Origin of the sequence: Enterobacter quasiroggenkampii (assembly GCF_043972695.1) — a bacterium.
In the GTDB taxonomy this organism is placed as follows: Bacteria; Pseudomonadota; Gammaproteobacteria; order Enterobacterales; family Enterobacteriaceae; genus Enterobacter; species Enterobacter quasiroggenkampii.
In genome coordinates this window covers 2,831,402-2,857,116 of sequence record NZ_CP143745.1, presented here as the reverse complement: position 1 = coordinate 2,857,116, position 25,715 = coordinate 2,831,402, and the positions used below count along the sequence as shown (strand labels likewise).

Sequence of the window (25,715 nt, the reverse complement as noted above, 5' to 3'; positions counted from 1 at the left end):
TTTTTGGGTGGAATTCAACTTTTTCGTCGACGATAAGCACAATTCGCTCATTTTGAGTGATTTTTCGCCGACAAATACACCTTCGCTCTAAATATCTGCAGACACCACTTTACTCGTTCGCGCGCCATTTCCGGGCTCAGCCATGGCGCAATTCGCTGCAGTTCCCGGGTCAGGTCCGATATTTTCTTCCGGGTGGTGTAATAATCCCGGCCAATCACGTAAACCGGATCGTTTCCGTCGAACGCCTCCAGCACGCAGTGCTCCACAAACTCCACGTCGTCATTTTCCAGGGCCGCATCAATAACGCTGACTGCAGGCGCTGGCCAGAGGATAGCGTGCGCCCGGTTCATCGCATGCTGACCCCGGAAACCTTCTTGGCGTGCCTGGTTCAGCGCCGCTGTGAACTTCTCGAGTGCAGCATCAGACCAGCGCTGGTTTTTACTTAAACGCCAGCATGCCTGCCCCCGGGGTTTTCGTGGTGCCGTGCTGCCGCGCATTCCTTCTCCCCAAACGGTAAGGAGAGACTTTATCCATGCGGATTGTATGCTGGTGAGCGGCGTAAACCGGCCCAGGTAGCTTTTGCGTGGTGCAGCTGCTGCAGCTTCAAGTGCATACTGATGGGAACGACGCTGTTTCGGTGTGTTCATTCCTGCACTCCCAATTCTGCATTGACCTGCGCCAGAAGCTCCGCCTCGGTACCGAATTTCTCTTCCCAGAACTTCCGCCCGGCATGGACTGCAACGCCATATCCACCCTGCCTGTGGTGAATGGCGCAAAGCGGGATTGCGTGATAATTGTCGGCACGAACGGCTAAGCCGGTGCCTTTGCTGCAGTGATGGATTTCAGCCGGAGTATCTTCATGCCCGATGTTTCTACAGACGATGCATCCCAGCGCGGCAACGCGGGCCAGGTGCTCATTTTCAGCTTTGGTCTTGTATGTGCTTTTCCTGCTCATGCCGCCGCCCTTTCATTCCATTGTTCTGGAGTTGCCAGGGCCTCGGCGTTAACAGGTGCGAGATGGTTAGCAGGTGTGCTGGTTGATTCAGTTTGTGCCATGGTTAAGTCCCCTGGCACAGTTCTTACTCAGTCGCGAGTTGTTCAGGCTCGCAGTGATTATTATAAATCACTTACTGGATGGCTAAAAGAGCACGGCGTAAGCCCTGCGTGCTGTCGCGCTTCATCAAGCGCAGCCAGTGATGTTACAAATTCGTCTGGCCGCAAAACAAATCCGCCGCTAATTCGGCCGCATTCGAGATAGACTAAAATAGGGCCAGTATGCCCAGCCGCGTCGGGTATCACATCGTCTGAAATGTGCATAATATCTCCCGTTGGTAACTAGCACACTGTATATTTTTACAGTGCATATTCGTTGGAGACATCAGAGTAATTTAAAAATGCTTAGACGATTAATTAGTAATACTTAAATTATAATTCACGTGAATTAAACCTTATTAATTCATATAAAAAACAATCTCTTCAGAATGTTATATGCTTGTTATTTAAGGAATTTGTGCGATTTACTTTATTCATTCTTTTATTTCGAAGATAAAAAAATCCGCTCAGCGAGTTGGTGGGAACATTTTCTTTTGCTCGCGCCGCCAGTTTTAAAGGCGTTCATTTCTTCGCGTTCTGCTCAGCCATCTGGGTGTATTGCGGATCGCTGGCCTTTGGCAGAGCCTGGGATTTCTCGCGATAGAACCGCACGCGCTCCATGAAGTACTCGCGAAGGTGTTCTGGCTGCTCGCGCGCAACCTGTTCAGCGATAACCGGCATGTTCATGCGCTCTTTAAACGCTACGTCCGAAGCAGCTATGTCTACGTTTACTTTGTCGCGTTCGTCCATGGATTCATTTGCTATGTTGAAGTCTGACATTTCGGTACTCGGAGATGAATCCACGGAAATTATATAACAAAAAACCCGCCGAGGCGGGTCTTAGGATTAGTTCATTTGTTAGGCGATATGCAGATATTCTTTTCTATTCATTAGATTACAAGAAACCTCGAGACTTAAAGTTCCAGAGATTTTGCACATGACCTTGTAATTACTTGGAGCTTCTTCGCTTAAATTAGCTACCGAAAGTTGAACGGATCGTGGATTGTCCTTAAGCATATTCAGAATATCTTCAGCTAAGTACCGCGGACAATAGCCGATGATCTCAGCGGGGTTCGAGCCACGAATAACTACTGCGTTTGGATCGTAGCTATTCTGTACATCAAGGCACATCTTTAACTCTTCACCAATTTTTAGCGACGATGTAACGCGATCAAGTGCTGAAGGCGAAAGATAGCTCAAGCCATGACAGAAAAATACATGTTCAAAGCTACCATCATCATTCACTTCGATGCGTTTAAACATCTGCAGTTGATCAGTTGTTCGATGACCACCAGAACGCCCAAGGATTTCGAGTGGTGTTGCGCTTTCATTGTTCAGGCCTAGCCACTGGATGAAGTATGGGTATTCAGGTCTCCTAGGAGACAAAAGTCTATTCTTGAAGAGCGGAAAAAGATCTTCAGAAATGTATGTTTTATATAGATCTTCCATTCCACTAAATGGGGTAAATTTTACTAAATTTTCAACACCTCGTGTGTAATTGAAGGAGTAACACGAACCTTTTTTCTGAAGGTTTCCAATTACATGCCAGTCTCTGCTGTCCGGAGACTGCCAAGCTACGTAGACAGATTCATTTTTGTTATGAGACATGTTCCAGAAGCCTTTTCTTATTTTCAATGACGACTGCTGTGGCAAAAGCCCTAGCATTTAGTGTTGCACACTCCAATGGTAATTTGTTGAAAATATTGGCAATATCGTCATCACTAACTCCTTGTAGTCTTGAAAGCCAGTGATTTTTAGCATGTATCCGCTTATCACAAGCCAACAAGAATGCATCTAATGTTAAAAGCCTTTTTGTATCAGTTTTCAACTTAAACAACTCAGATCGAGCCTTTGCAACAAATGCAGGAACGGTTCTGTTGCGATCTCGCGTATGGAGACGCTCTATGTACTGAGCCTCTGGAAGTTCTCTTCCTAGGCTTGCAGCATGATCGTATGTTGGACATAAAAAACACTCTTGGGTTTCAATATTGAGCATAATGGCCCAGTTTTCATGATGGCGATCTTGATTGCTTACCAGCGCATCAAGCATCAAATACCCACAAAAAACATCACCGGCATTCAACCCATCAATATCGAAACTTGTTTCAGGAGGTTGTATGTGTTCACGATCTAAACAGCCAAGCACACGGCTGACAGTGTGTTCTCTAACTCTCACCACTCGTTCCGCAACATGCGATGGTTCAGGCACCGGATAGTCAGCAGTTCTCGTATGCAAAACTTCATTCCCCATAACCATACGATAGCCATGAGGAATAACATTCTTAGTGAGCACCCCGAATCGGCCATTGACTTTAGCAAGGTCATATCTGGCATGGGGTATCTGAAGCAGATCGCATAACTCTGAAGTACATTTTTCTGACCAATGCTCGCCAGTTGAGCCCTTCGAGTATTTAAACATCCAAGCTTCAGCTTGCGGATCTGGTGAGTATTTGAACCAAAATTTTTCTTTTGTGCCAAGCGACTCGAGGTCCTTAGGAACTACATTCAGCTCAATTATCGGATATTCCATAGGCTTCCTTTCCACAACCAACGTAGTTGCTTGAGCATATCCGAGATACTTCTACAAATGAAGCACAATGACCTTACCACATACTGTTTAAATGTACAGCTATGACTTGGTAAATGACACAAAAGGGCAAACCCGCCGTGGCGTGTAGAACTTCTCACACTGAATGAGAATCAATCGGCGAGGGATTAAATTCCCGTACAAGCTCTTCAACTTCGTCCTGATCTTGCAAATCTTCGCTTGCGATAAGATAAACCTTTAAGTGACCCTCTTTCTCGATGGAATACTCTCTCACGCGAAATCCAAAGTAGTGACCTGAACCGGGATTGGCGATCGTTACCTCCTGCCTCCCTTCTTCAATCCTCACTAGTTTGCAGCGCCCAGTTCCTTCAACAAGAATACAATCGTGCATACTAACCTCCTGCATTGGTTGGAACAGCTTCTACGTGTAAATAGAGGAAGCCCCGTCGATACGGGGTTTCCAAGGTAGAAAATTAATGTTGATTTTCCGCATCATACCGGCAGTGTTGACACATAAAATCGTCCTCTTGATAGCTCATCAACAGAGATTCATCGTCAATAAAGCCATCGCCTGTGCAGGTATCTTCACCATAGATACCAGAGCAAGGAACACGGTAGATTAAAGGTTCTACGAAAGTTTTCAGATGGAATTTTTGCTTATCACTCAGAGCATCTGCATTGCCATCATTCGCTATGAGAATCTTTATTACTGCAAAAGTTGCTTCACTATCATACTTAGTCGGTTCCACCATTTCCTCAACGTGTTCGCGACCGTCACTTTCTAAATAGCGTAAAACTTCAATATTCATTTGATCCCTCGGGGTATGTTACTAAGATGACGTGTAGTAAGAATTATCTTAGTATGTCACTCCACACTGTCACTTGATCTAGACCACCGAGTACTGATTTTACAGCTACATTCTTGACATAATAAAAAACCCGCCGAAGCGGGTTTGCCGATCAGTCTCGACAGTGACAGGAAAAAAAGCCATATTAAAAAAGCGATAAGCTATGCCCAGTGTCCACTGGTGGTGGAGTGAAAGTGACGTCGCGAATTTGATCACCGAGCAGAAGAAACTTATCCAAGGAGAGCGGCGGTATGCTAGCAAACCCTGTCGGTCCCCTCTTTCTGGCAACGTCTCTAACATCCATAAGGATACGGCCTAACACGTTCATGCCATAAAAGTTCCCTTCGGAGTCTTTACTCGCCCCCCAAAATTGATCCTTCTCTGAGTGTTCAACGATGTCATGTTCACCAGTGCTATCCAAAAGAGCGAAAAATGTTTCCCAGTTCTGGCAAAGCTTAACGCAAACGCACCACTTCATAATCGAAACTCGATTCTTTTCCCAGCCTAAACGGGTCTTTGCTTCAAACGACCTGGCAGTCTGCTTGGCTTCGAAGGGGTTGCCTTGAGTAATGATGGACTTTTGTATCTCAGGGTAGTCAGGGTACCGGCATGCTTGGTACAGGATTTCGCTCGATTGGATTGGCAACCCATTGATTAACAGTGGGTAACCTTTAGCCATGTTGGAAAGTCCACCCCATTTTTCAGTGGTTTTCCTGAAGGCAACGGTGTTAAGTGATGGATATAGTCGGTAGCTCATGTTACTCATTATACCCAATACGTTTCATAAGTGGATACCAGCAGTCCAATGCTGTAGTTCCTGTTGGTTCATAATCCCCCCACCAAAATGCCAGTGGTGCATTATTCGGGCAGTTTCGATATGTAAATGTAGTCCCTCCAAAGCCTAAACCATCAAAAGTTGAAAAACCTAGCGGTTTGAGCACATCACTTGGGGTTTTTCTATGCAATAATATATTGAATCCCACTTTAGTGAGGATAGATTCATAACGGTCTCTTGAAAGTTCATCTCTAAAACTATTATTTTGAGTATAGCCATTTCTAAATATACCCTTGTAATATTCACAGTCTTTAAATTCCTCTGGGATACTCACACTATATTCTCTTGGCCAAAATACTCCCGACTGACTTGAACAATACTTACGATTTTCAACAGTGCGCACACCAGATGTACCGACAACGATAGTTATATTTCTATCGTGATAAGTATTTTCTATAACATTTTTAATGTAGTACATAGAAAGAGTGTGTGCAGTGAAAAGATACACCTGAATATTAACATCCCTAAGATTGTAGGTGTTAATAAGCCATTTCAAATCATTTACTGCTTTCTCTCCTGAGAACGACACATCATCAATATAAACAAAAGATTTATAAGCGCGCACCTCATCATAAGCAGAAAACCTTGTTATGACTTTAAATTTTGTACCAACTTCAGAGTATAAATCATCGATTATCTCACGTTGGCTTGAGCCTTTTTTTTGAATACTTAGAAAGCCAGAATGCTTATGAAATCTTTCGTTGTTTGGATTGTGAGCGATTTGGCTTATACGCCTTTTATAAGCTTCCTTAGTTTGGTATCCAACAGAAAGCAAATAACTTGTTTGCTCTAAAATAAATGATCTATCACATTCATCAAACTGCATAACCCATTTTTTTACATGAGCCGCATCCATTCCCGTTTTAGGTATATGTCTATAGTCGCTTAGTAAAGAAGCTATTTGTTGATATAAGATTTCATCAGACGACAGGTCAGAAAACATATAATCCCTTTCATTTCAGTTAAGAATGTAAAAACATTAAGATTTCTCCTATATATTTCAGATATTGAGGATTTTAACAACTGTTTTTTACTTAATAAAGAGATTGCATCACATTTTTATACCAAGCCTTAAGTTAAATTTCATTGACTCTAGCCTTACCTAGAGCCAAAGTTGTCGAATCGAACTTGTTTCCCAGACGTTATAGCCGTAGATCTACATGTAAAATGCACGATGCATGGCACATCTCGCAGGAGTCTCAATAGAAATCCACTTAGTTCAGGCAGACATTTTTACTTGGATGCTCGCACCACTTATCTTAGAAGTGCTGGATGATTGCAGCATCCTGCCGCGGTAGTCGCTTGCCCTTTACCTCGAATAGACGTTCTTCACTTTTCGCACTGATCATGAGCCCCTGCCTCATCGGCTCTCCGTTAGCCTGTCTTTTTCGAGTGGGTGTTATGCGACGTGAAGTTAATGCCTCATATTGAATAGCTTAAACCCGAACGCATCGAAGACTGTTTGCACATCAAGCTTTTAAGGGACTTGCAACAATAATATGCATGATACAAAATAGGAGTTTTCAAATGGATTATGAAAAATGTGGGAAACGCTAAAAGAAATCTACCTTTCGGTTAAAAAAACATCAACAGAAAGGATTAAAAGTCCATTTTATGGAGTTTTCGTATTAACCTGGCTTGCGTTCAATTGGCAGCCAGTCGCGGTCTTGATGTTTAGCGAACTGAAGATGGAGAACCGAATAGCTTATATAAATGCAGTTTACCCATTTAACTTTGTTATCCCCCTCGGAATTTCTGCTTGCTTGGCATACATTCTCCCTATTATTAATGAAAAAATCACTTATCTTCAATCGAGACCAATATCAAGAACAGCAGTATTGTTATCTATAAGAGCAAAAAAAGCATTAGTTGCGGATATCAGCCTAGAAAAATACCGAGCTAAACGTGATGTGACTTATGAGCGGCACGTTGCTGGTGCTGAGAGAGAGATTCAAGACATGCGTGAAGAGATTGTGAATTCAAAAGAAAGAGTTGGCGAAATGAATGCTCAGCTAGTTGAGTTAAACAAAAAAAACAACGAACTTAGTGCATTTTTACAAGAATCAAATAATAGGAATCAAAAACTTGTTGATGAAATCGAACGTAAAAAAATCGCTGAGAGTAGATTTATGGGAGAAGTTGAAGATTTAAATAAAGAGCTGGATCGCTTATATTCATTACTAAAAATGGAGCCCACACCGGGTATTGGCTTAGGCATAAAAATGAATACTGTTATACGCGAAGAAGAACACGCCGAAAGAGATGATACAGAATATCGCCCAAGTTTCGATAAGCACAATTAATCGTAGCTAGCCTTATATATTAATAAGGCCAGATATAAGTCACTAGCATTATACCGTTTTAAACTGTATATGGGCCAACCAGTCACCGCCACGAGGCGGTGAGTACGGTTTGGGCTGAGGTTTCATTGTCCGCTGCATTGGCATCTTACAGCGATTGAGCAACGCGCGAGCCATCGCGCTGTTGAAAGGCATGTCGCGCTCTTTCATTACAATTATTCCTCCCGGCTTATCAGCGCCTTCCATTTCGAGTTAAGGTCTTCTTTCGCAGTCGCCTCGCCGCCGGGCGGGTAAGAGAACCCGGCGCGCATGCCAAGGCAGCCGTTCGAACAACGGATCTCTGCCGCTCCCCAGTTGATACCGCGGCTACGTAATCGCATGGCCGGTCTTTGCCCGCAGTTCGGACAGCGTGGTAAATCAGTCATTGCTTATCCCCACCAGCAGGTTCTTGTGGCGGCGCAGTTCTCGCATGGCGCCCTGGAGTTTTTGCAGATTGGCCAGTTTCGCTTTGGTGCGGCGAATTTCGCTTGAGATAAAACGAGATGACGGGATCACCAGGTCATCCGGACGAGCTGCGAATGCCGGGATATCCTGAACTATCTGCGCAGTGGTTTTCTCTGCTGGCGCCGTTTCAGCGTGGCTGGCGTTAGCGTTCGGGGCTGCGGTTGCCGGTGCTGGCCCATCGTCGTTTTTCAGGCTCCAAGTGATATTTTTCCCGTCCACATGGCGCACAACCCGCCCTTCTTTGCCCAAAGAACCCAGCGAGGCATTCAGGGCCCGGGAGGTTTTACCGAGCAGTTTCGCGATTTTCTCCGCGCTTATGGCTCCCTGCCCTTGCATCGCAGCAAGGATCCGGCCAACAAGCTCCGATTCCTGTTTTGGCCGGATACGCTTTGACTTTTGCTCTGTCGCGGTACCGATGAACCAGCCGCCGTCTGCAAAATCACACAGCCCCTGCTCTTTCTGCTCGCGCAGCATGTTAAGGGCTACCACTGGTTCAATATCCAGCCGCGCAGCAACATCACGGTAAGTGGCTTTGCCCATGGCTTTTAGGACGTCTAATACGGTTTTCATAAATTTCTCCTGATAAGATTCTGTCGCATCAGACCCTGAAACCCGCTTTCGCTGCGGCCTCAGAATCGTTTTTGTAATAGTCATCGCCGAAAGAAGTGCGCATTACTCCAGCGTGAATGGCGGGCGCCAGCTTCAGCGTCAGTTCGTCCCACTTTTCGCGCAGCTTCGCCGGGCTAAGCACGTTGCGGCACCAGAACGGATCGGATTGCACGCGTTTAAACAGGTCACAAACCTGGCGGTGTGTTCGTCCGTCGATAGTGCGCATCAGACGGATCTCGTTGGCCCAAGCATTCCAGTTAGGTTCTTTTGGCCGCGCCACTTCGCCGTCGGTCTCTGCCGCTTTTTCGTAAAGCGCGCGGATCCGGCCAAATATCCATTCGGCGCATTTCAGGTCTTCTGGTGTTCCCCATTTTTTTGGAGATGATGATTTTTTGCCTGAATCTTCCCGGTCCGGAGATTCATAAGAATTTCCGGACGAAGAGATCTGTTTTAATGATGGATCTGTAGTTACTGACGGATCGTGTCCAGATTCTGAACCCTCAGAACCCCCTTTTTGCGGGTTTTCTGGACGTTCAGAACCTGAACATTCAGAATCTGAACCATGGGTAGCGCCCGCCCTAGTGTTTTCAGGGTGTCCAAAATCTGAACGTTCAGAAACTGAACCATGAAATTGCGCGGCAGTAGCGCGTAATTTCTGAGCATTCAGGGTGTAAAGATTGGTATCGCTACGCTGCCCTTTTCGGCGTTCTGTTCGCGTTAACCATCCCTCTTTTTCCAGATCCGATATGGCGGTTATCACGGTGCTGCGCCCAGCCCCAATCTGCCGCGCAATAGTGGCGACAGACGGCCAACAAACACCCTCATCCGAACTGAAATCTGCCAGTCTGGCCATTACAAGCAACTTAACGCCTTTGATCCCCTGGCTGGCGCATCCGTCCCATACCCACGCTGACAATTTCACGCTCACAACTTCACCTCTGTGAACTTCCGTTCGAACTGATAACGACTCATTTCGCTCACACCGCTGTAACCCTCGCGTTGATAAACAACGCGGTGCGGCGAGCAGCGTAAAACTGTAACTATGCACCCACGTTCAGTGCGGTATCTCATACCGGGGATCATGTCCGTGCCCTGTTCCGCAGGCGCACTCGGTGCCGCGCTGCCCATCGCATTTTTCATGCGACTGATTAAGTCGCTGGTAGATAAATCCCGGTTAGTGCACATGCTGCCCCCCGTTCGTTACGCTACACGCCGCTCGTGCGCGATATGGACCGTCACGCCAGCAAGATGTGCCAGAGCGTCGATCGCTTCGAATGTTTCCTGCTGGATGATGTTTCTCGGTTTGCCGGTCAGAGCAGCATTGGTGGCTTCAACACATTCCTTGTTGGCGATGGCAGCTCGGAGGTGTATGCCATCCTGGTGCGCCAGTTCCTCTTCCATCGCTGCATATATCGCTGGCACCAGTTCGCGAATTTTTTCGCGCTGCTGTGGTGTATCGCCGTTAATCCAGCGGTGGTAAATGTTTTGCTGGTTATTCCAGATCTTTCCGGGGACCAGCGGTAATTTGCCGCTACCCAACCTGTGGTAACTCTCGGTGATCATGGTCGCCGCAGCCGCCTGCCCCACTTTCGCAGCTAGGGCCAGCAATAGCGTCTGAATCCGTTCGTGTTTGATTTCCATTAATCAGAGTCCTTCTGGTGGTGAGAGATATTCTTCTTGCCAGTTCGTTTTGCTTTCCGGTGTTGGTCGTAGATGGTTTTGTCGTATGTCAGAACGCCGCCCGATGCTTCTTCAAGGCGGTGGGCACGGGCTTCAGGTACAAGCTCTTTCCACTTGTAAACTGATTGCAGCTCTACACCTGCTGCCCTTGCCAACTTGGTTTTGGTGCCGAAATGATTAAGCGCATCACACGTATTCATGTGACCTCCATTTTGTTAGGTATGTCTAACAGTATCTTGCGCGGGATGTCTAAGTCAATAAAATTTAGAATTGTCTAACTATGAAAAATACGAACAGTCTGGGACAGCGAATCCTTGCCAGGCGCAAGGAGCTGAAATTAACTCAACGAGAAGCCGCCAAACTGGCAGGTGTAGCGCATGTAACCATTTCGCAATGGGAGCGTGACGAGACGCAGCCAGTAGGGGCAAGATTATTTGCACTTGCTAAGGCTCTTTCCTGCACCCCAACATGGTTGATGTTTGGTGATGACGATCAGGCTCCAGTTCCAGCAGAAGATATCCAATTAGCGCCGCAATTATCTGACAAGCACAGAGAGTTAATTGACCTCTACGATTCCCTTCCAGAGTCAGAGCAAGAAGCACAGCTCGAGCAATTGCGTTCTCGCGTGAATAACTTCAATAAGCTCTTCGAAGAATTACTCAAAGCCAGACAGCGCCAATCCAAAAAATAAAGTAACCTAAATTCAAAAGGTTACTTTTATCACGCCACTTGTGTTAGTCATACCTAACAAAAAACACTTGCCTATTCTGTTAGACATATCTAATCTACATCCCATCGACAATCACATGCACAGTGATTACTCAGTAGATGTACCGTTCGGCGGCCCGGCCTTAAGGGCAGAAACATGTAAAAAGCGCCCCGTAGGACGCTTCGCTCTTTAATAATCCGGATATCCCTGCAGATCAGCCAATCCAGCCAGGATCAAAACGGTAACTAGAGGGGTTCGTCGCATATGAGACATTACAGTTATGGCAAATAGACTGATGAAAATACTGGTTAACATGAGTGTTGAAACTTGGCTCTCCAGTAGGCTGAAGTATAGAGACTATTCTTTTTGCATAGCATTTTGGGCAAAGGAGAACCTTTACCTCTGCGCCATTAATAACCTGCTTTTTCGAGTACACGAACGCACCAGATTCAAGCTGGTCAAAAACATACCCTTCCGTCTGAGTTTTAAAATCCTCTACCTCTGCAATTTTTGTTTTGAGCGTTACGGTTTCTTCTTGATAAGAACGTGCGAGCTCAATAAGAGACATGCATTCACGCTGCACAGAGGTAAGCTTTGATACTAAATCACTGACAGCAGCATTTACCTCTGCTTCAGTTTTGGCATCGGAAATAACTTTCGCCAGGCTTGCTGTTTCTTTAATTGCTGCCATAGCTGCTGAAAAATCGGCGATCATTTGATTACTCATTTTGTTGCTAGGGATATCCAGATTAACCGAACTCTGGTTGTTGGGGAATAGCCAGATCTGCTGAGCCTTAAGCAATTAAAAGAAAGCCGCATTTAAAAGCTTAAGCGGGTTTCAGCCAGCCTAGCGATAACGACATAACTAAGGAGAATTGAGATGAACGAACCAGTAATCTTATCTTATGGTCAATCGAATGAGCAAATCCATGATTGGATGAAAAGAAAGGTGCAACATTACCAAATGCTTCAATCAGCGCTTACCGAAAAAAAGAATCTCGAGCAAATGCTGATTGAAGTGGAATTGCGCATTAAAGAACTTACTGTTAATGGTGCTGTTGAGATTCTTCAGCCAATTCAGGCTTCCACTCATCATCCATAACATCAGAAAAGTTTAAATTATCGTAGTTTCTGAGTGTTTTTTCGAAATAATCAGCAATTACAGGCTCAAATTTCTCCAATTTGAGGTCTTCATGAAGAACGAGAAGAACATCGGCCAGAGGCAATTTTTTAATGTAATCTAAGGTCCAATTTGTACGGACTAAAAGTAAATGGTAGAGAGCTTGTTTACCATGTAAGTCATTAAAGGGACTCTTATGTTGTTTTCTGTATGTTTCCAGAAAAACATCCAAAAGAGTTAATTGCGCAGCACGGCTATAAACGCAGCAAACCTGCTCATAGTTAACGCTTCCGATAACAGGAACGTTTCGAGTCTTGGAAATGTGATCCTTGTATTTACTAAAAAGAACATAGTAAGTGGGTTGATGGTACATAAATTCTCCTTGCTGAGTGTGTGAGAACTTCAGCATATCACCGAGCTTGTAGTTATGAAAAGTAAGGGGCAAAAAAAGCTAAAGCAGGTTTTGAGGTGCGGTGGATACGGCTAAGCGCACGTGGCACAGCTGGTGTTTTTTTCTTTGTGGTTTGTGTGGCCGGTTGAAATGGTGAGCTGGTTTCAATCAACGGGAGGCACCCGTCACTGCACCTTAAAGCCTGTTAATAGGAGAGAGATATGAAAATTATCGCGCATGGAAAAGAATCTATTGGAGCCGCATTATCAACGGCAGAGGTTGCGCTTACGGCTGGAGTTAGCCGAGTCACTATCGAATGCACGGCAGCCTCGATGCTGCCTGCTATTGCGGCCACTACCCTGGCGTATTGCCCGGTAGTGGAATGCAGTGAGTGCGGCGCGGCTCCCTGCCCATTCGAGCGCCAGCAGGCTGATAAATTTGCAGAAGCTCAGGCGGCTTATGACATCGCACTTCATAAGCTCCTGGTTGCTGAAAATAACCTTCGGAGGGTTCGATTCTATGGTTAATCCGCAGTCTTTCCGGAATCGCGCAAAGGCGATCATGGTTAAGCAATGCATTGCAGAATATTGCGATAACCAAAAAATGATGGAAGAAGTTAAAACCGAAAAAATGAAACTCATTGCCGAGGCTGCATTTAATGACACCGTTATTCGCGCTCGTTTTAACTATTTGCTCCAGCAACACTGATTGTGTTGATGTAATTAAAGGTGTTTATGACACCAAATCTGAATGCGAGTTTATTATTTACCAGGAACGTTATTTTAATGCTGAATGCTATCCATCTGATTCTGTTTTGCAGATGGGTGAAACAGAAGTGACAAGTATCAATCCGTAGCTGTGTGTAGTCTTTGCCGCCCGTTCGCCGGGCGGCCTTTTTAAAGGTTGTAATATGGAAAACGAAACCCGCAATTGTTCCGGGTGCGGAAAGCCATACCCAAAATCTGAGTTATTCAGTATGCCGTCGGGCCGTGGTGCTTATCGCAGAGAGAATTACTACTGCCCGACATGCAAAGAGAACGTATTTAAACGCCAGTTATTAAAAGTAGCGAAAACAAACTTCAGTAAATCACAACGCCCTCGGCAACTCCGTCAGGGCAATCCATTTAAATGGTAAAGAGGTTATTATGTCTGTTAAATTAAAAACATTTGGCGGCGCTTACTTCCCGAAAGATAAAGCACTGAAAAAGTTCCCTGACCTTAAGCCGCTCGCAATTGCGGTCAGCGCCCTGAATAAAGGCATCGCAGAAGCTGTTATTTTTGGCAAGCTGGCCACCGCATATCCCGAACACATTGACGATTATTTCAAAGTCAAAATCTGGGAGCACCGCGAAGACCTGCCGTGCCCTGCTCTCGATGAATTCAGCCTGGACTTCTTCAGCACGGTCGCCACATGGAATGTGAACGCCGGGGAGCCCGTCGCCACCACACAGCCTGAGGTCGATGAGAGCCAGAACCAGAGCGATGACCAGCAAGCCGAAGAGATGAAGTCCGTGCGCCTGCTGGATCAGCATTCGCGCGCAGCATGCCTGGCGCTGTTCGGGCCCGTGGAGCAAATAACCGCGGCACAGTATGGCCAGGTCGTCGATCTGATTAACGATGATGACGGATGTTTCCAGCGCGAGATGGCGGAGGCATTCACGAGAGAGCCGCGCGTATTGGCGCTCAGCGCAGAACGCCAGGAAGAGATGCTGGCATGGATCCGCAAAACCATGCTGGTTTCCACTCAGTGGCCAGAGATTAAAAAGCAGCTGGCTAAATGGCTGGATACCCCAGCAGTTAAACGTGAGCCCGTGGAGAGCGTCACCAAGACTGAACCCGGCACCGAAGCAACCTTGGGCGGCAACAACCCAACAGACCGCAGCCCAGATCTGGTCCACAACCTGGCAACCCTCAGGATTGAAACCGCGCTGGGTATTATTGCTGCAGCAATGGACTTCGATATCTATGCCATTCCATACGATATCATGCGGCGCGCAAAAGAGATGGAGAGCAGCGGAGGCGATCCCCGCTTTTCAGCGTGGTGGTCTAAATTGCGCGTTACGCCTGGCATCCTGGATTATTCCCGCGCAGCTATCATCGCGCTGATTAAAACCGCCCCGGAAGACCTTTATCTCCGCCCTGTAGACCTGCGCGCGTACATTAACCGCGAACTGGTCGAGTCAGATCACGCTAAGCCAGATCCAAAAACCGTTGCAATCGCATGCGGTACCGTAACCACACACCAAAATGATGATCAGGCCCAACCTGCTGTACAGGACAAGGCTGATTTGCCAGCAGTATGCCCGGGCCGCGCTGCTCAGCTCGACAAAGAACTGAATGAAGCATTCGAAAAACGTCCCTCAGTGGAACAGAAGTCCAGCGAGCAACCCCAGATCGAGAACCTGGGCGGCGGGGTCTTCTCTGTCGACGCGCTGGTAAACAATACCCCATCAAATGAAGGTGAAGATCAGGAAGTGCCACCAGCATTAACCGCTCGCGAAATCGAAATTGCTCATGCACTGAATGATTTGATCGCTGGCTGGACACGTACCATGGGTAAAGATGAGGCCGAAGGCGTAGTGGCCGCCACCGGCTACCCTGTTTCTCATGTCATTCCCCTGCTGCTTGCCGATATCGGCACAACCGAATTCTGCCTGTCGCCAGATTTCTCCGACGAGGAGATCCACGACGTCGCAACAACAATACTGGATAGCTGGTCTGAGGATATCAGCGTTCGCCAGAAAATCGCCCTGGATGCGATAGTCGAGTACCGCCGCCCAGCGCCACCGAAAGCGGTCGTGCTTGATCCGCCAGTCATCGCGGCCAAACCCAAAAAAGCAGCAGAGCCAGTTCCTGAAACCCGCACCGAGGCACCACTGAACTACCGCCAGCAGCTCATCCTTGCCGTTATGCAGGGTATGTGTGCCAACCCTTCCTATCGCTGTGATTTTGAGGATTTACCCGCCATGGCAATCGAACTGGCCGATAGCGTGATAAACCAGGACGGTATCTGATGAAACTGGGTGATGAAACGGCGCGTGTCGTCAGGGCGCTGCAGCTTCGGGGTCGGGCTGGAGCGCGGGATATCGCGTGCCGGGCCGGTATGAGGAATGAAGAAGTGATCGCAGCACTACTGGATCTTGAGAAGCGTAAAAAGGTCGACCAGTCCAACGGTTTCTGGTGGCTGGCAGTCGACCTGGAGGAAAAAACAGGGAGAAAGCGTAAATGATAGGGTTCTATGCGATCGCCTTATTTATCGTTGTGGTTATTGCTGTCGGGTACTTCGTTTCCAGGATGCTGGGATACCTGCTGGATGACTGATTTCAGTTAATCAACAAACTGTCTGCCGCCGCGGTATCGTGGCGGCGCATGGAGTCATCATGGCGCAAATCATTTTTAATAGAGAATGGGTTGTTGAGGCAGAACTGACTGCACTTACGGGCCTGAGCGAGCGGCAAATAAAAGCTCTCCGCAGTGGCCCCTGGCTGGAAGGTATACACTTCAAACGCCAGTCAATGAAAGGCGGAGAAACCAAACGCGGTCTCCTCTGGTACAACTACCCTCGCATCAATCAGTTAGTGCAGGAGCTGTAATGTCTTTTCCCACGGGCGTTGAAATCCATAACGGCAAAATCCGAATCTCTTTCACCTACCGCGGCAAGCGTTGCCGCGAAGTGTTGAAAGGATGGATGAACACCCCTGCAAACATCAAAAAGGCCGGAAATCTCCGGGCGCTGATCGTCAGCGAAATTCAGATGGGAGAGTTTGACTATTCCCGGCGGTTCCCTGAGTCGAAAGCCGTTCAGAAATTTACTTCTACCCGCGTGGCTCACACCTGGGGCGATCTCAACGAACTGTGGCTGGCCGCCAAAGAGGAGGACGTTTCAAGGAATACTATGACTCGACTGCTTGCCCAGCTCAGAACGATTAATCGTATTATCGGCGAAAATACGCTGATTGCGGATATTACTCACAGTGACATGCTGCGGTACAGGAAGGAGCTATTGCGGGGAGAGAGCTTTTACGCGGAAGGAAACAAACGGAAAAAATCGGGCCGCAGTGTTAATACAGTTAACGACTATATCTCTGTGGTCTGCCAGATGCTGCGCTTTGCTCACCGCAGCCGGTTCATTACCGATAAGCCTTTCGAGCACATTACGAAACTGCACAAAGACAGGAAAAAGCCTGACCCGTTACAGCGGGATGAATACGCCAAAATGATGCTGGCGATCGGCGGCCAAGACAGTAATTTATGGCAGTTCGCGATGAACGCCGGACCGCGCCACGGTGAGATTGCTGCGCTCGCATGGGATGATGTTGATCTTGAATCAGGTAAGGTTCACATCCAGCGCAACCTGACTGCGCAGGGCGATTTTGTCCCTCCCAAAACAAAAGCGGGCGACCGGGTGCTCACCCTTCTAGCCCCTGCTCTCGATGCGCTACGTGCGCAATTTGCATTAACTGGTCACCTGCCAGAAACGGAAATTGTTCAGCACTTCAGAGAGTACGGAAGAACAGAAGTTCATAAACATCGCTTTGTATTTCTGCCTAGTCTCAAGACAAAAAAACCGGGAAAATTTTTTTCAACGCAGTCTATTTCAGATCGTTGGGATGTATGCGTTGAGAAAGCAGGAATCCGCCGCCGGGCGCCTTATCAGTCCCGACATACTTTTGCATGCTGGTCTCTGGCCGCTGGCGCAAACCCATCGTTCATCGCCAGTCAGCTCGGGCACGAAGATGCAGAAATGGTCTACCGGGTGTATTCAGCCTGGATCAAGGAGTTTGACGGCGAGCAGGTGGAGCTGTTGAATGAGCGGTTAGGGTTTGCCCCCAATACGCCCCCGGAAGGAAAAGTCATAAAAATAAACGAGTAAAAACAGCAAGTTGAGAGCGCCACCACTTACTATAGGGGGGTATGGTACCTATTTTGTTACCGCTGTGTAAACCTAAAGATTAGAGGGTTGAGGTTTTGTACAAAACTCGGGGGAGGCATTGAATACGCCAGATAACGAAGCAAAATAAAAAAGCGTAAAGTCTCATCCTGATAAGCCGATAAAAATAGGGTCTTTTTTTAATATAGGGATATTACATGCGTAAACTCATCTCCTCCATTGGGCTCATAGCAGGTATGGCTGTAGCCACACCCGCGGTTCACGCCAGCACGTTGACACAAACGTTGACCCGCTGCGACTCAACCTTTTTCAACGAGATTTATCATCAGCGAGCCAAACTCAGCCACGTAGCCCCCTTAACGCTAAACAAGCATTCGCAGGCCTGGTTCAAAGCCCCTGAAGACGGCAATCGCACCATCTGGTTTGCTCAACCGCTGCATGAATTAAATCTGACGGTATCGGGATATTACCTGCAAACCAGCAATCTCGATGAAATCAATTACGGTAAGTACTATTACTGGGGACTCATTTTCAAAGAGTCACAAGAAGAAGTGATGTCCAGACTTGATCATTTGTCCTGGAAAAAGGCGGGAGACGATTATGTTTCTCAGACGATGATTAAAATCAACCCAAACAGTGAGTGGGAAGATAACGCGCAGGCGGTGACAGGTATTGCTCCGGCAAAAGAAAGTACCGAAAAGCTGTTAATGCTCAGCAAAAGCAAAGACGGGACATTATTGCTCTGTACCGTTCAGGGAAATGTAACGCCTGACATGCTGACGACATTACGGCCTGATTTATCCGCAGGGGATGCGAAATGAAAAAGCTAACATGGCTGGTATTACTTATGCTGACAGGTTGTACCGGGACAAATAAACCCCAGCCCCAGTCTACCCCCAAGCCACCGGCAGGCGTCATAAAAATCCTTGAAGATAAAAGAATTGCTTCGTATATCGATTTTCGGGTGATTTCAACTTATCAGGGTAACGATCACTTACGCCGCTTTTATTTCATCAATAACTACGCCGAGCAGACACTCATTATAAAAAATCCTCCCGTCTACATAGCGAGCTCACGGGCAATCGACGTGATTAACTGCGACAAAAACCAGCGTGCCGTTATGGCGCGAACCTATTTTTCGAAACCGTTCGCGGAAGGCGATGTCGTACATGTGACACAGGATGTGGGACAATGGGAAAGTTACCCGAAAGACTCTCTTTTTGGGATAATAGCGGAAAGCATGTGCAGTATTCCCGTTGAAAAACTCAAGCCAGAGCCAGCGAAAGATAATCGCATACCGTTATTAGATTAATACAGGTGAGGCAGAGACGCAGAGCGTAGGCTCTGCATCTCTATGTTATGGTTCACAATACAGTATTAAATTGCTGGACCAGATTGTGTGATATCCGCTCTGCCCCCACGTCATTAGGATGCAGATTATCCAGCGTAAAGACTGACAGGTCATACAGATTAACCCCGCTTTCATTAAACAGATCACAGACCGGTACGGAGAATAATGAGCAGACGTCTTTGATTGCTTGTACATATTCTATATCCTGCTTGTTTGGCGCACCAAATGGTACATAGTCTGAAGGCATTTCATTGCCATGCAGCACCATAAGCACATCAGCAGTGTTCAGCGGTGTGGCATGCATCCGAATGAAGGCCGCACTGGCTGGCGTGGTGAATGGCGTGTTGGTGTGAATGCTAAGAACATCAACGTTCTTCAGGTTCACATCGTAGCAACAGACCACATTACTGGCTTTATTGCAGATATACGTTGTTAGGGGAGCTACTGGGATAAAGTCCGTCACAAAATAGCTGGCGTTGCTTGTCACTGAGCCATTCGTTGACAGGGCATACCCCATCAGTACCTGGTCACGATTAACCAGATTGGCCTCCCGGGAAGTTTCTGTTGAACAGTTCAACAGTCTGTTGGTGGGATTTCAGATCCCGACTATACCAGCCACGCCAACCGTAACCCATATACACAGAAGGTTTACTGGTACCTTTGGTCAGCATCAGGGTATCCGCGCCGGTCGAAAGGCTTTGGGAAAAGCGGACAAAAAAAGCATCCTCAGGCGTCGAAAACGGCGTGACAGCCCCTACAACAGCATAGCTAATGAATTTCTTGTCAAAGCCATAAAATAGCTCCTTTTTCATGGATGCGCTTACCTCTGTGCAATGCATATACATTGCGCCTGAGGAATTATTGTAAATTATGAGTTAGCTATTACTCCGGTCTAAACCCGGGTTTACCATTTGCTGCTCGCCATTCTTTGATTTCTTTTACAACCCCCTCAGGGGTATCTTCACGAGTTTTTGAAGGGTAAAAAATAAGGTCAGAACCATCTGGATGTTCTGTTATCTCTTCAAAATAAAGCACATTCTCAACGTCTTTACTTTCAGAGGAATTTGCTGGATTAAAAATTCCGCGAACAAACTCTAAAAACTCAGCTTCAGAATAATCAGTGATTCTTTTTTTATGGTCCATACCAGGTACCTCACTCCTTTTTATGAATTTCAACATGGCGCTTAGGTGTTAACACCCTTAAATTATCAATATCATATACCTCGCCACCATCTTGTATTGATTTTTTATGGTGAAGTTCATGTTTTAACCTCTTGCCCCTCGCTCGCCTTTTTTCACAAAAGTTGTTTTCCCTAATTTTGTCTGACCAAGATTAGCATTATTTAATTGCTTCGCTAATCCAACTTTATTCACGAGGTGCCGGAACACGCGCTGCAAACGGATATCTACCTGCCGTTAAATTGACGATCCGTTACAGACCGTCCTTTCTGCCGGGTGGCACTGCGCTTACCCGGCCTACCGTCCCCTACAGCCTGCGCCAGCATCTGCAGTTCCTCCTTCAGCCAGCGGGTCGCGCCCCGCTGGCCGCTGCGTTTATGCGAGTAAATTTTCACTTCAAACGTGCGTATCGGAAACGGTAACGCAAAAATCCGGAGATCCGCTGTCTTAATCAGCTTCTCCGCGGCATAGCGAGGGATCGCCATCAGCAGGTCACTTTCCGCTACGATAAACGGTGCGCTAAGCATCGACGGCGTTTTGATCGCGATTTGTCGGGTATAGCCCAGCTGCTCAAGACGCACGTCCAGAACGCCCTGCTTCTCATTCCACGGCGTCACCACCAGGTGCCGGGCCGCGAGATACTCCTCCAGCGTCAGACGCGTCCGGCGCGCGTTGCTGATGACCACATACTCATCTTCAAACCAGTCGATCTCTTCCAGTTCCGGATGACGGATGTCCTCCTGAGTGCTGAAACCCAGCGCCAGATCCACCTCGCCCGCCAGCAGTTCCGTCAGCGCCGGGCTGTGCGGCAGATAGCGCAATTCAAAGCGTAAACCCGGGGCTGTAAGCTGCAGCCTGTGCATCAGAGCCGGAAAAATGCAAAGCGCGGTAAAGTCCGTTATCGCAATCTGAAGGCTCTCCGTACTGCTGGCTGCATCAAACTCCGGCTGCGGGGTCAGCTCATGATTCAGGAACGACAGTGCGGAAGCAATCGAAGGCGCGAGCTGAGAAGCATACACGCTGGGGGACATGCGATGCCCTTCGCGGAAGAACAGCGGGTCATTCAGGGTGGCACGCAGACGCGACAGCGCATGGCTGAGCGCGGATGTGCTCATCGCCAGCTCGTCAGCGGCCAGCCGAACGGAGCGGTGGCGGTATATCGCGTCGAAAACGGGCAGCAGGTTTAAATCAAGCCGTCTCAGTATCGGATGCATAATATTCATCATATGTTGATTTCATTGCACTTAATTCTTCGGACAATACGCCGTATCCTTAATGCCATCAATCAGGACACACGCTAAAAAGCAGGAAAAACAATGAGCATCACCCTTCGTCAGGCCCGTCCCGAAGATGCGGCGGCCATTTACGCCATGATTTACGAGCTGGCGGTGTATGAAAAAGCCCCGGAAGAAGTGGTTACCACGCCGGAGGAGATCCGGGAAACGCTCTTTGGCGCAGGTACTAAAACCGAGGCATTGATCGCGGAGTGTGAAGGCAAGATCGCCGGCTATGCCGTGTTCTTCACCAGCTATTCGACCTGGCTCGGACGCAACGGGATTTATATGGAAGACCTGTATGTTTCCCCAGCTTATCGCGGCCTGGGGGCGGGAAAAGCACTGCTGAAACATATCGCCCAGCTCGCCGTACAACGGCAGTGCGGTCGCCTTGAATGGAGCGTGCTGGACTGGAACCAGCCCGCCATCGATTTTTATCTGAGCATCGGCGCGCTGCCGCAGCCCGAGTGGGTACGCTATCGTCTGGATGGTGAAGCGCTGCTGAATTTTGCCGAATAGCGGCACGCGCTACCCGAGAAGATCCCGCCCCGCGGGATCGCGCTTTCCTGCGTCGATCCCGTCTCAACAGTTTCCGAATTTATGCTACCCTTCCATAAATTTCATCAACATAGTGCAGAACGCCATGACGACAGCCCCTTTTATCCGCCCTCAACTCACCCTGCCCAACGGCGCTGACAAACTGCTGCTGCACTCCTGCTGCGCCCCCTGCTCCGGTGAAGTGATGGAGGCTATTCAGGCGTCGGGCATTGAGTACACCATTTTCTTCTATAACCCCAATATCCATCCGCAAAAGGAATACCTCATTCGTAAGGAGGAGAATATTCGATTTGCGGAAAAGCACGGCGTGCCGTTTGTTGATGCCGATTACGACACCGATAACTGGTTTGAGCGCGCGAAAGGCATGGAATGGGAACCCGAGCGCGGCGTCCGCTGCACCATGTGCTTCGATATGCGTTTCGAGCGCACGGCGCTCTATGCGGCAGAAAATGGATTCAGCGTTATCAGCAGCTCGCTGGGGATCTCCCGCTGGAAGAACATGCAGCAAATAAACGACTGCGGCCAGCGTGCGGCCGCGCGCTATCCGGGTATGGTTTACTGGGACTATAACTGGCGCAAACAGGGCGGCTCCTCACGCATGATTGAGATCAGCAAGCGGGAACAGTTTTACCAGCAGGAATATTGCGGGTGCGTTTATTCGCTCAGGGACAGTAACCTGCACCGTAAGTCTCAGGGTCGCCCGCTGATCCGCATCGGGAAACTGTATTACGGTCAGGATGACAATGAGAAATAACGGGTTCCCGGTATAGAGATATATCCGAAAACCGCCCTGTCAGGTGCCGAATTTAGCCTTGCGTCTCCCACATCCGCAAAGAGCGGCTATCCTTTAACTATCAACAAAAGGAGGCAAAAATGTCTGATATCGGTACTGATAAAAACACCCAGTTTGCTGAAGACAAGGCAAAAAATAAATTTGATGAACTTGCAGGTTCAGCGCAGCAGCAGTTTGGTGAATTCGTCGATTCACCAAAACATCAGGTTAAAGGTGCCGCGAAAAAATACGCCGCTCAGGCCAGCGATGCCGTTTCCGACGTCACAGAAGCGGTCAGAAATAATCCCCTCACCGGCCTCATCGCCGCGGGTGCTGTCGGTATTGTTCTCGGCCTGTTGCTGGGTCGAAAATAAATCAGAGCCCTTCGGGGCTTTATTTTTCTCATCAGCTAAATAACCGTACCATGCGGTCTAACTCATCCTCTTTCACGGCACGTGAAAGATAATATCCCTGAAAGTTTTTAACGCCCAGCGCGACGAGTTTCTCGAACTTTTCTTCGCTATCAACCCCTTCTGCAATACAGTCAGTGCCGGTCATGTCGCTATAAATCTGAATCGCTTTTATCAAATTGTAGTCATTGTCATTTGCCACAAAGTGATCGACGATGTCCCGATCCAGTTTGAGTCCATCGAAATGAACCTGGCGCACCGGGAACATGGTTTGATGGTTAGAAAAGCAGTCATCCAGAAATAAACGACACCCCGTTTTGCGTAAATGCCGCATGGTTTCAGGGATCCTTTTATCCTTCGTCACGTCAATATCCTCTGCAAATTCAAAGACCAGCTTTTCCGCCCACTGCGGTTTGAGCAGCATATCGATGGCCTTTCGTGCCATATCAGGCAAGGCATTTCCGGATGCCAGACGAGGCGGGATATTCACAGAAAAATAATATTTCCCGTTATACTTATTAATACCTGAAACGGCAGCATGGATGACCAAGGCCGTTATTTGCAGCCATATCTCATGATTGGTAATATCCGTTAAAAAACTGGCAGGCTTGACAATTTTACCGTTTTTATTCCAGCGAATCAGTATTTCAAACCCAACACCCTTTTTATCCCGATCGGTAATGATCTGATATGCCGGAAATATTTCGCGATTTCGTAGGGCATTAAAAATGTCGGTTTCCTTCTCCGTGAGCCCCGTTTTTTGACGTGGGTGTTTAGCAGGCATTTCTGTTTTAAAATTATGCGGGTCGTGTAGCCAACGCTTAATTAAGTGTAATTTAAGCACACCTTCCTTACGGTGGGTATACACCGTTTTATTCGACAACCCCATTCTATCGCACATTTCTTTTACGGACATGCCGCGGTAAAAACTTAATAATACGTCAATTTCTCTTCGTGTTAACCACTTGAGATTTTCTTGCGAGGAAATATCCATGTAGCGTTCGCGTAATGCGCGAGAGCGATCCTTAAAACTTTTGTAATGGGTATGAAAACAGGCGATTACATCAGAAACGCTGGCTACGCGAATTAATGATAGTTGATAGCGGTTATTTAAAAGACTGCCCAGCGTGCGGTACAGCCAGCCATCAGGAATATCACCATACAGGGTGACGTGCCGAATGACGGGGAGTGCATTGAGTATGGATGCCAGTCGCTTCAGGCTTTCCAGGAGGTTGACCACGCCTTTCCCGAGAAACACCACGATATGCGCATCCTGATTTTTAAGGATATTTTCAATATCCTGTTGAGATGCCTCATCTCCGTTAAAGTGGATCCGGGAAGCATGGATTCCGTATTTATTAAGGATCGAACAATATCCCTGGAATGTGAAACCGCAGGCTGAGATGACAAACTTATGTTCATCGCACGCCCCATTTCTGAGAGAAATTTTGTGGGTCATAACCTGCTCCTGGGCACCAAAGCGCCATTTCCATTTGAGTATGCTTAAAATTTATTGCATCTGTTGCGAAGTATAATTTTACAGTAGCACTCAGGGTTAAGAAACTGTTATCAGCCTAATTCACCGGAACATCTTTGCGTTAATCACCCGCGTTTAAATATACTTTTCTTTTCAAATAACCACGGCAAATGTTTTATTCTCAGGGTATAATGAAAATTCCGAAAAAGAAGACTGGATACTTCATCTATCGGCTCATTCAAATACGAGAAAAATGCTATGGATAATCATATCTCATCCAGGGCCTTGCTACATCGAAGGGATGTCATAAAGAGCAATCCACGATTCGGTGAGGCAATATTAGAGCACTACACAATTAATGACACCATCTACAAAAAACAACCTTTGTTCTACAAGACAATGCTACAGGAATCCCGGTTCAACATTATCCTCTCCATGTGTTGTTTTATTTTTGGAAATCAGGCCGAGTCAGTCTCAGAAATTAAAGAGTTATGTTCTCGCTATAAGATAGCCAGCCCCAACAGCGTTATTGCGATCATCACGATACTCAGAACCACCGGGCGCATCAGGACCTGGCGCTGTACGGAAGACAGACGCAAAACGAGAATCGCGCCAACCGAAAAAGGCCTGAATGAACTTAAGCGATATATGTCCGGCGCTTTTTTGCCCGTCAGTATTCTTTATCCGACATTCAATATTAACGTGAACCTGCTGGATAATGACATTTTGAGAAATAATTTCTTCCGCCGCGCGGCAGAATATCTTTTTCGGGGATTAACGTTCAGAAAAGTGTTGCCTGAAGTGGGATTATTTATCGATAAAGATGGCGGACGTATGATTATGCTTTATCTTTACCTGCAGGCTATGAAAAATAAATCTGCCCATGGTGCCGTCATCGACTATTCAGCCAGCACGCTCGCAAAAGAATTTTTTGTATCGCGTATCCACGTCAACCGGATTATCAAATCGGCTCAGGAGGCAGGCTATCTGAAAGATCGGGGTGATGGTCGGCTATCGGTCTATCCGGCGTTTATCGAACTCGTCGAAAATTATGCCGGGTTATATTTTGCGTATGTTACGCATTACATCAACGTTGTTCCTAAAGAGCGACGCCACGTTCACAACGTGACGTCAACCGTATAATCCACCAGGCGTTCGGTGTTCCGA

At 47.3% G+C, this 25,715-nt stretch carries 39 protein-coding genes; 16 read left to right on the top strand and 23 right to left on the bottom strand.

Going from position 1 to position 25,715, the window contains the following annotated elements; all coding sequences use genetic code 11:
• Positions 1–47 precede the first annotated feature (47 nt).
• The 9 genes from V1572_RS13710 to V1572_RS13670 form a co-directional block, all read right to left on the bottom strand.
• Positions 48–647 carry a hypothetical protein gene (locus V1572_RS13710; RefSeq protein WP_395299236.1) on the bottom strand — a complete coding sequence of 200 codons (600 nt, stop codon included), beginning with the start codon at positions 645–647 and terminating at the stop codon, positions 48–50.
• On the bottom strand, positions 644–955 hold the full coding sequence (locus V1572_RS13705) for a Ref family recombination enhancement nuclease (RefSeq protein ID WP_333073503.1): 312 nt from the start codon (positions 953–955) through the stop codon (positions 644–646). The genes V1572_RS13710 and V1572_RS13705 overlap by 4 nt, the downstream gene beginning before the upstream one ends.
• Positions 956–1,614: 659 nt before the next feature.
• Positions 1,615–1,872, bottom strand: coding sequence for a DNA polymerase III subunit theta (locus tag V1572_RS13700; RefSeq protein WP_395299235.1), 258 nt, complete (start codon positions 1,870–1,872; stop codon positions 1,615–1,617).
• A 78-nt stretch (positions 1,873–1,950) separates the two neighbouring features.
• On the bottom strand, positions 1,951–2,700 hold the full coding sequence (locus tag V1572_RS13695) for an HIRAN domain-containing protein (RefSeq protein ID WP_395299234.1): 750 nt from the start codon (positions 2,698–2,700) through the stop codon (positions 1,951–1,953).
• On the bottom strand, positions 2,690–3,622 hold the full coding sequence (locus V1572_RS13690; protein ID WP_395299233.1) for a hypothetical protein: 933 nt from the start codon (positions 3,620–3,622) through the stop codon (positions 2,690–2,692). The genes V1572_RS13695 and V1572_RS13690 overlap by 11 nt, the downstream gene beginning before the upstream one ends.
• A gap of 154 nt (positions 3,623–3,776) precedes the next feature.
• The gene (locus V1572_RS13685; protein WP_395299232.1) at positions 3,777–4,031 is read right to left on the bottom strand and encodes a hypothetical protein; all 255 of its coding nucleotides are present in this window, start codon (positions 4,029–4,031) and stop codon (positions 3,777–3,779) included.
• An 82-nt stretch (positions 4,032–4,113) separates the two neighbouring features.
• Positions 4,114–4,449 carry a hypothetical protein gene (locus V1572_RS13680; RefSeq protein WP_395299231.1) on the bottom strand — a complete coding sequence of 112 codons (336 nt, stop codon included), beginning with the start codon at positions 4,447–4,449 and terminating at the stop codon, positions 4,114–4,116.
• A gap of 184 nt (positions 4,450–4,633) precedes the next feature.
• Positions 4,634–5,245, bottom strand: a complete 612-nt coding sequence (locus tag V1572_RS13675) for an NADAR family protein (RefSeq protein WP_395299230.1) — start codon at positions 5,243–5,245, stop codon at positions 4,634–4,636.
• A 1-nt stretch (position 5,246) separates the two neighbouring features.
• Complete coding sequence (locus V1572_RS13670; RefSeq protein WP_395299229.1) at positions 5,247–6,266, bottom strand: hypothetical protein; 1,020 nt, start codon at positions 6,264–6,266, stop codon at positions 5,247–5,249.
• A 598-nt stretch (positions 6,267–6,864) separates the two neighbouring features.
• Here V1572_RS13670 and V1572_RS13665 point away from each other — a divergent pair.
• Positions 6,865–7,626 carry a hypothetical protein gene (locus V1572_RS13665; RefSeq protein ID WP_395299228.1) on the top strand — a complete coding sequence of 254 codons (762 nt, stop codon included), beginning with the start codon at positions 6,865–6,867 and terminating at the stop codon, positions 7,624–7,626.
• Between the two features lie 212 nt (positions 7,627–7,838).
• Here V1572_RS13665 and V1572_RS13660 read toward each other — a convergent pair whose 3' ends face one another.
• The 6 genes from V1572_RS13660 to V1572_RS13635 form a co-directional block, all read right to left on the bottom strand.
• Positions 7,839–8,048, bottom strand: a complete 210-nt coding sequence (locus tag V1572_RS13660) for a hypothetical protein (RefSeq protein ID WP_395299227.1) — start codon at positions 8,046–8,048, stop codon at positions 7,839–7,841.
• Positions 8,041–8,697: a DUF1627 domain-containing protein gene (locus V1572_RS13655; RefSeq protein ID WP_395299226.1), complete on the bottom strand. Its 657-nt coding sequence runs from the start codon at positions 8,695–8,697 to the stop codon at positions 8,041–8,043. Before V1572_RS13655 ends, V1572_RS13660 begins: the two co-directional genes overlap by 8 nt.
• Positions 8,698–8,725: 28 nt before the next feature.
• Positions 8,726–9,664, bottom strand: coding sequence for a helix-turn-helix domain-containing protein (locus V1572_RS13650; protein ID WP_395299225.1), 939 nt, complete (start codon positions 9,662–9,664; stop codon positions 8,726–8,728).
• The gene (locus tag V1572_RS13645) at positions 9,661–9,807 is read right to left on the bottom strand and encodes a DUF4222 domain-containing protein (protein ID WP_234099735.1); all 147 of its coding nucleotides are present in this window, start codon (positions 9,805–9,807) and stop codon (positions 9,661–9,663) included. Before V1572_RS13645 ends, V1572_RS13650 begins: the two co-directional genes overlap by 4 nt.
• Positions 9,808–9,936: 129 nt before the next feature.
• Complete coding sequence (locus tag V1572_RS13640) at positions 9,937–10,377, bottom strand: toxin YdaT family protein (RefSeq protein WP_333073485.1); 441 nt, start codon at positions 10,375–10,377, stop codon at positions 9,937–9,939.
• Entirely contained in the window at positions 10,377–10,616 is a 240-nt protein-coding gene (locus V1572_RS13635; protein ID WP_395299224.1) for a Cro/CI family transcriptional regulator, read from the bottom strand. The genes V1572_RS13640 and V1572_RS13635 overlap by 1 nt, the downstream gene beginning before the upstream one ends.
• Before the next feature lie 80 nt (positions 10,617–10,696).
• Here V1572_RS13635 and V1572_RS13630 point away from each other — a divergent pair, with 80 nt between their 5' ends.
• Positions 10,697–11,107 (top strand): helix-turn-helix domain-containing protein, encoded by a 411-nt coding sequence (locus tag V1572_RS13630; RefSeq protein WP_234099698.1) that lies wholly within the window; start codon positions 10,697–10,699, stop codon positions 11,105–11,107.
• A gap of 232 nt (positions 11,108–11,339) precedes the next feature.
• On the opposite strand, the gene V1572_RS13625 is transcribed toward V1572_RS13630, so the two are convergent.
• Positions 11,340–11,840 carry a hypothetical protein gene (locus tag V1572_RS13625; RefSeq protein ID WP_395299223.1) on the bottom strand — a complete coding sequence of 167 codons (501 nt, stop codon included), beginning with the start codon at positions 11,838–11,840 and terminating at the stop codon, positions 11,340–11,342.
• A 165-nt stretch (positions 11,841–12,005) separates the two neighbouring features.
• On the opposite strand from V1572_RS13625, the gene V1572_RS13620 reads away from it, so the two are divergent.
• On the top strand, positions 12,006–12,227 hold the full coding sequence (locus tag V1572_RS13620; protein WP_395299222.1) for a hypothetical protein: 222 nt from the start codon (positions 12,006–12,008) through the stop codon (positions 12,225–12,227).
• Here V1572_RS13620 and V1572_RS13615 read toward each other — a convergent pair.
• Positions 12,172–12,618, bottom strand: coding sequence for a hypothetical protein (locus V1572_RS13615; protein WP_395299221.1), 447 nt, complete (start codon positions 12,616–12,618; stop codon positions 12,172–12,174). The two genes, V1572_RS13620 and V1572_RS13615, sit on opposite strands and share 56 nt — an antisense overlap.
• A 239-nt stretch (positions 12,619–12,857) precedes the next feature.
• Between V1572_RS13615 and V1572_RS13610 the strand changes: the two genes are divergently transcribed.
• From V1572_RS13610 to V1572_RS13570, 9 genes are all read left to right on the top strand, one after another.
• Positions 12,858–13,163: a hypothetical protein gene (locus V1572_RS13610; protein ID WP_395299220.1), complete on the top strand. Its 306-nt coding sequence runs from the start codon at positions 12,858–12,860 to the stop codon at positions 13,161–13,163.
• Positions 13,156–13,344, top strand: a complete 189-nt coding sequence (locus tag V1572_RS13605) for a hypothetical protein (protein ID WP_395300009.1) — start codon at positions 13,156–13,158, stop codon at positions 13,342–13,344. The genes V1572_RS13610 and V1572_RS13605 overlap by 8 nt, the downstream gene beginning before the upstream one ends.
• Entirely contained in the window at positions 13,295–13,492 is a 198-nt protein-coding gene (locus V1572_RS13600) for a DUF1482 family protein (protein ID WP_395299219.1), read from the top strand. Before V1572_RS13605 ends, V1572_RS13600 begins: the two co-directional genes overlap by 50 nt.
• A gap of 289 nt (positions 13,493–13,781) precedes the next feature.
• Positions 13,782–15,650: an exodeoxyribonuclease VIII gene (locus V1572_RS13595; protein WP_395299218.1), complete on the top strand. Its 1,869-nt coding sequence runs from the start codon at positions 13,782–13,784 to the stop codon at positions 15,648–15,650.
• The gene (locus V1572_RS13590) at positions 15,650–15,865 is read left to right on the top strand and encodes a hypothetical protein (protein WP_333073470.1); all 216 of its coding nucleotides are present in this window, start codon (positions 15,650–15,652) and stop codon (positions 15,863–15,865) included. The genes V1572_RS13595 and V1572_RS13590 overlap by 1 nt, the downstream gene beginning before the upstream one ends.
• Positions 15,866–16,016: 151 nt before the next feature.
• Positions 16,017–16,229, top strand: a complete 213-nt coding sequence (gene xisR, locus V1572_RS13585) for an excisionase family protein (protein ID WP_058659973.1) — start codon at positions 16,017–16,019, stop codon at positions 16,227–16,229.
• Entirely contained in the window at positions 16,229–17,509 is a 1,281-nt protein-coding gene (locus V1572_RS13580; RefSeq protein WP_395299217.1) for an Arm DNA-binding domain-containing protein, read from the top strand. The genes xisR and V1572_RS13580 overlap by 1 nt, the downstream gene beginning before the upstream one ends.
• A gap of 215 nt (positions 17,510–17,724) precedes the next feature.
• Positions 17,725–18,348, top strand: a complete 624-nt coding sequence (locus V1572_RS13575; protein ID WP_223540473.1) for a hypothetical protein — start codon at positions 17,725–17,727, stop codon at positions 18,346–18,348.
• Entirely contained in the window at positions 18,345–18,839 is a 495-nt protein-coding gene (locus tag V1572_RS13570; RefSeq protein ID WP_395299216.1) for a surface-adhesin E family protein, read from the top strand. The genes V1572_RS13575 and V1572_RS13570 overlap by 4 nt, the downstream gene beginning before the upstream one ends.
• A gap of 52 nt (positions 18,840–18,891) precedes the next feature.
• Here V1572_RS13570 and V1572_RS13565 read toward each other — a convergent pair whose 3' ends face one another.
• The 5 genes from V1572_RS13565 to V1572_RS13545 form a co-directional block, all read right to left on the bottom strand.
• Positions 18,892–19,395: a hypothetical protein gene (locus tag V1572_RS13565; RefSeq protein ID WP_395299215.1), complete on the bottom strand. Its 504-nt coding sequence runs from the start codon at positions 19,393–19,395 to the stop codon at positions 18,892–18,894.
• 16 nt (positions 19,396–19,411) lie between these two features.
• Complete coding sequence (locus V1572_RS13560; protein ID WP_395299214.1) at positions 19,412–19,690, bottom strand: hypothetical protein; 279 nt, start codon at positions 19,688–19,690, stop codon at positions 19,412–19,414.
• Positions 19,691–19,760: 70 nt separating this feature from the next.
• Positions 19,761–20,021, bottom strand: coding sequence for a bacteriocin immunity protein (locus V1572_RS13555; protein WP_395299213.1), 261 nt, complete (start codon positions 20,019–20,021; stop codon positions 19,761–19,763).
• A 10-nt stretch (positions 20,022–20,031) separates the two neighbouring features.
• Complete coding sequence (locus tag V1572_RS13550; RefSeq protein ID WP_324252045.1) at positions 20,032–20,118, bottom strand: hypothetical protein; 87 nt, start codon at positions 20,116–20,118, stop codon at positions 20,032–20,034.
• Between the two features lie 166 nt (positions 20,119–20,284).
• The gene (locus V1572_RS13545) at positions 20,285–21,283 is read right to left on the bottom strand and encodes a LysR family transcriptional regulator (protein WP_233100164.1); all 999 of its coding nucleotides are present in this window, start codon (positions 21,281–21,283) and stop codon (positions 20,285–20,287) included.
• A 90-nt stretch (positions 21,284–21,373) separates the two neighbouring features.
• On the opposite strand from V1572_RS13545, the gene V1572_RS13540 reads away from it, so the two are divergent.
• From V1572_RS13540 to V1572_RS13530, 3 genes are all read left to right on the top strand, one after another.
• A complete protein-coding gene (locus tag V1572_RS13540) occupies positions 21,374–21,850 on the top strand; it encodes a GNAT family N-acetyltransferase (protein ID WP_126533907.1) in 477 nt (158 codons plus the stop codon).
• Between the two features lie 124 nt (positions 21,851–21,974).
• Positions 21,975–22,643: an epoxyqueuosine reductase QueH gene (locus V1572_RS13535; RefSeq protein WP_063621585.1), complete on the top strand. Its 669-nt coding sequence runs from the start codon at positions 21,975–21,977 to the stop codon at positions 22,641–22,643.
• Positions 22,644–22,762: 119 nt separating this feature from the next.
• On the top strand, positions 22,763–23,035 hold the full coding sequence (locus V1572_RS13530) for a YqjD family protein (protein WP_045910495.1): 273 nt from the start codon (positions 22,763–22,765) through the stop codon (positions 23,033–23,035).
• Positions 23,036–23,066: 31 nt separating this feature from the next.
• Here the strand turns inward: V1572_RS13530 and V1572_RS13525 are convergent, their stop codons facing one another.
• The gene (locus tag V1572_RS13525; RefSeq protein WP_395299212.1) at positions 23,067–24,530 is read right to left on the bottom strand and encodes an EAL domain-containing protein; all 1,464 of its coding nucleotides are present in this window, start codon (positions 24,528–24,530) and stop codon (positions 23,067–23,069) included.
• 276 nt (positions 24,531–24,806) lie between these two features.
• Between V1572_RS13525 and V1572_RS13520 the strand changes: the two genes are divergently transcribed.
• Entirely contained in the window at positions 24,807–25,691 is an 885-nt protein-coding gene (locus V1572_RS13520; RefSeq protein WP_048223123.1) for a hypothetical protein, read from the top strand.
• Positions 25,692–25,715 lie beyond the last annotated feature (24 nt).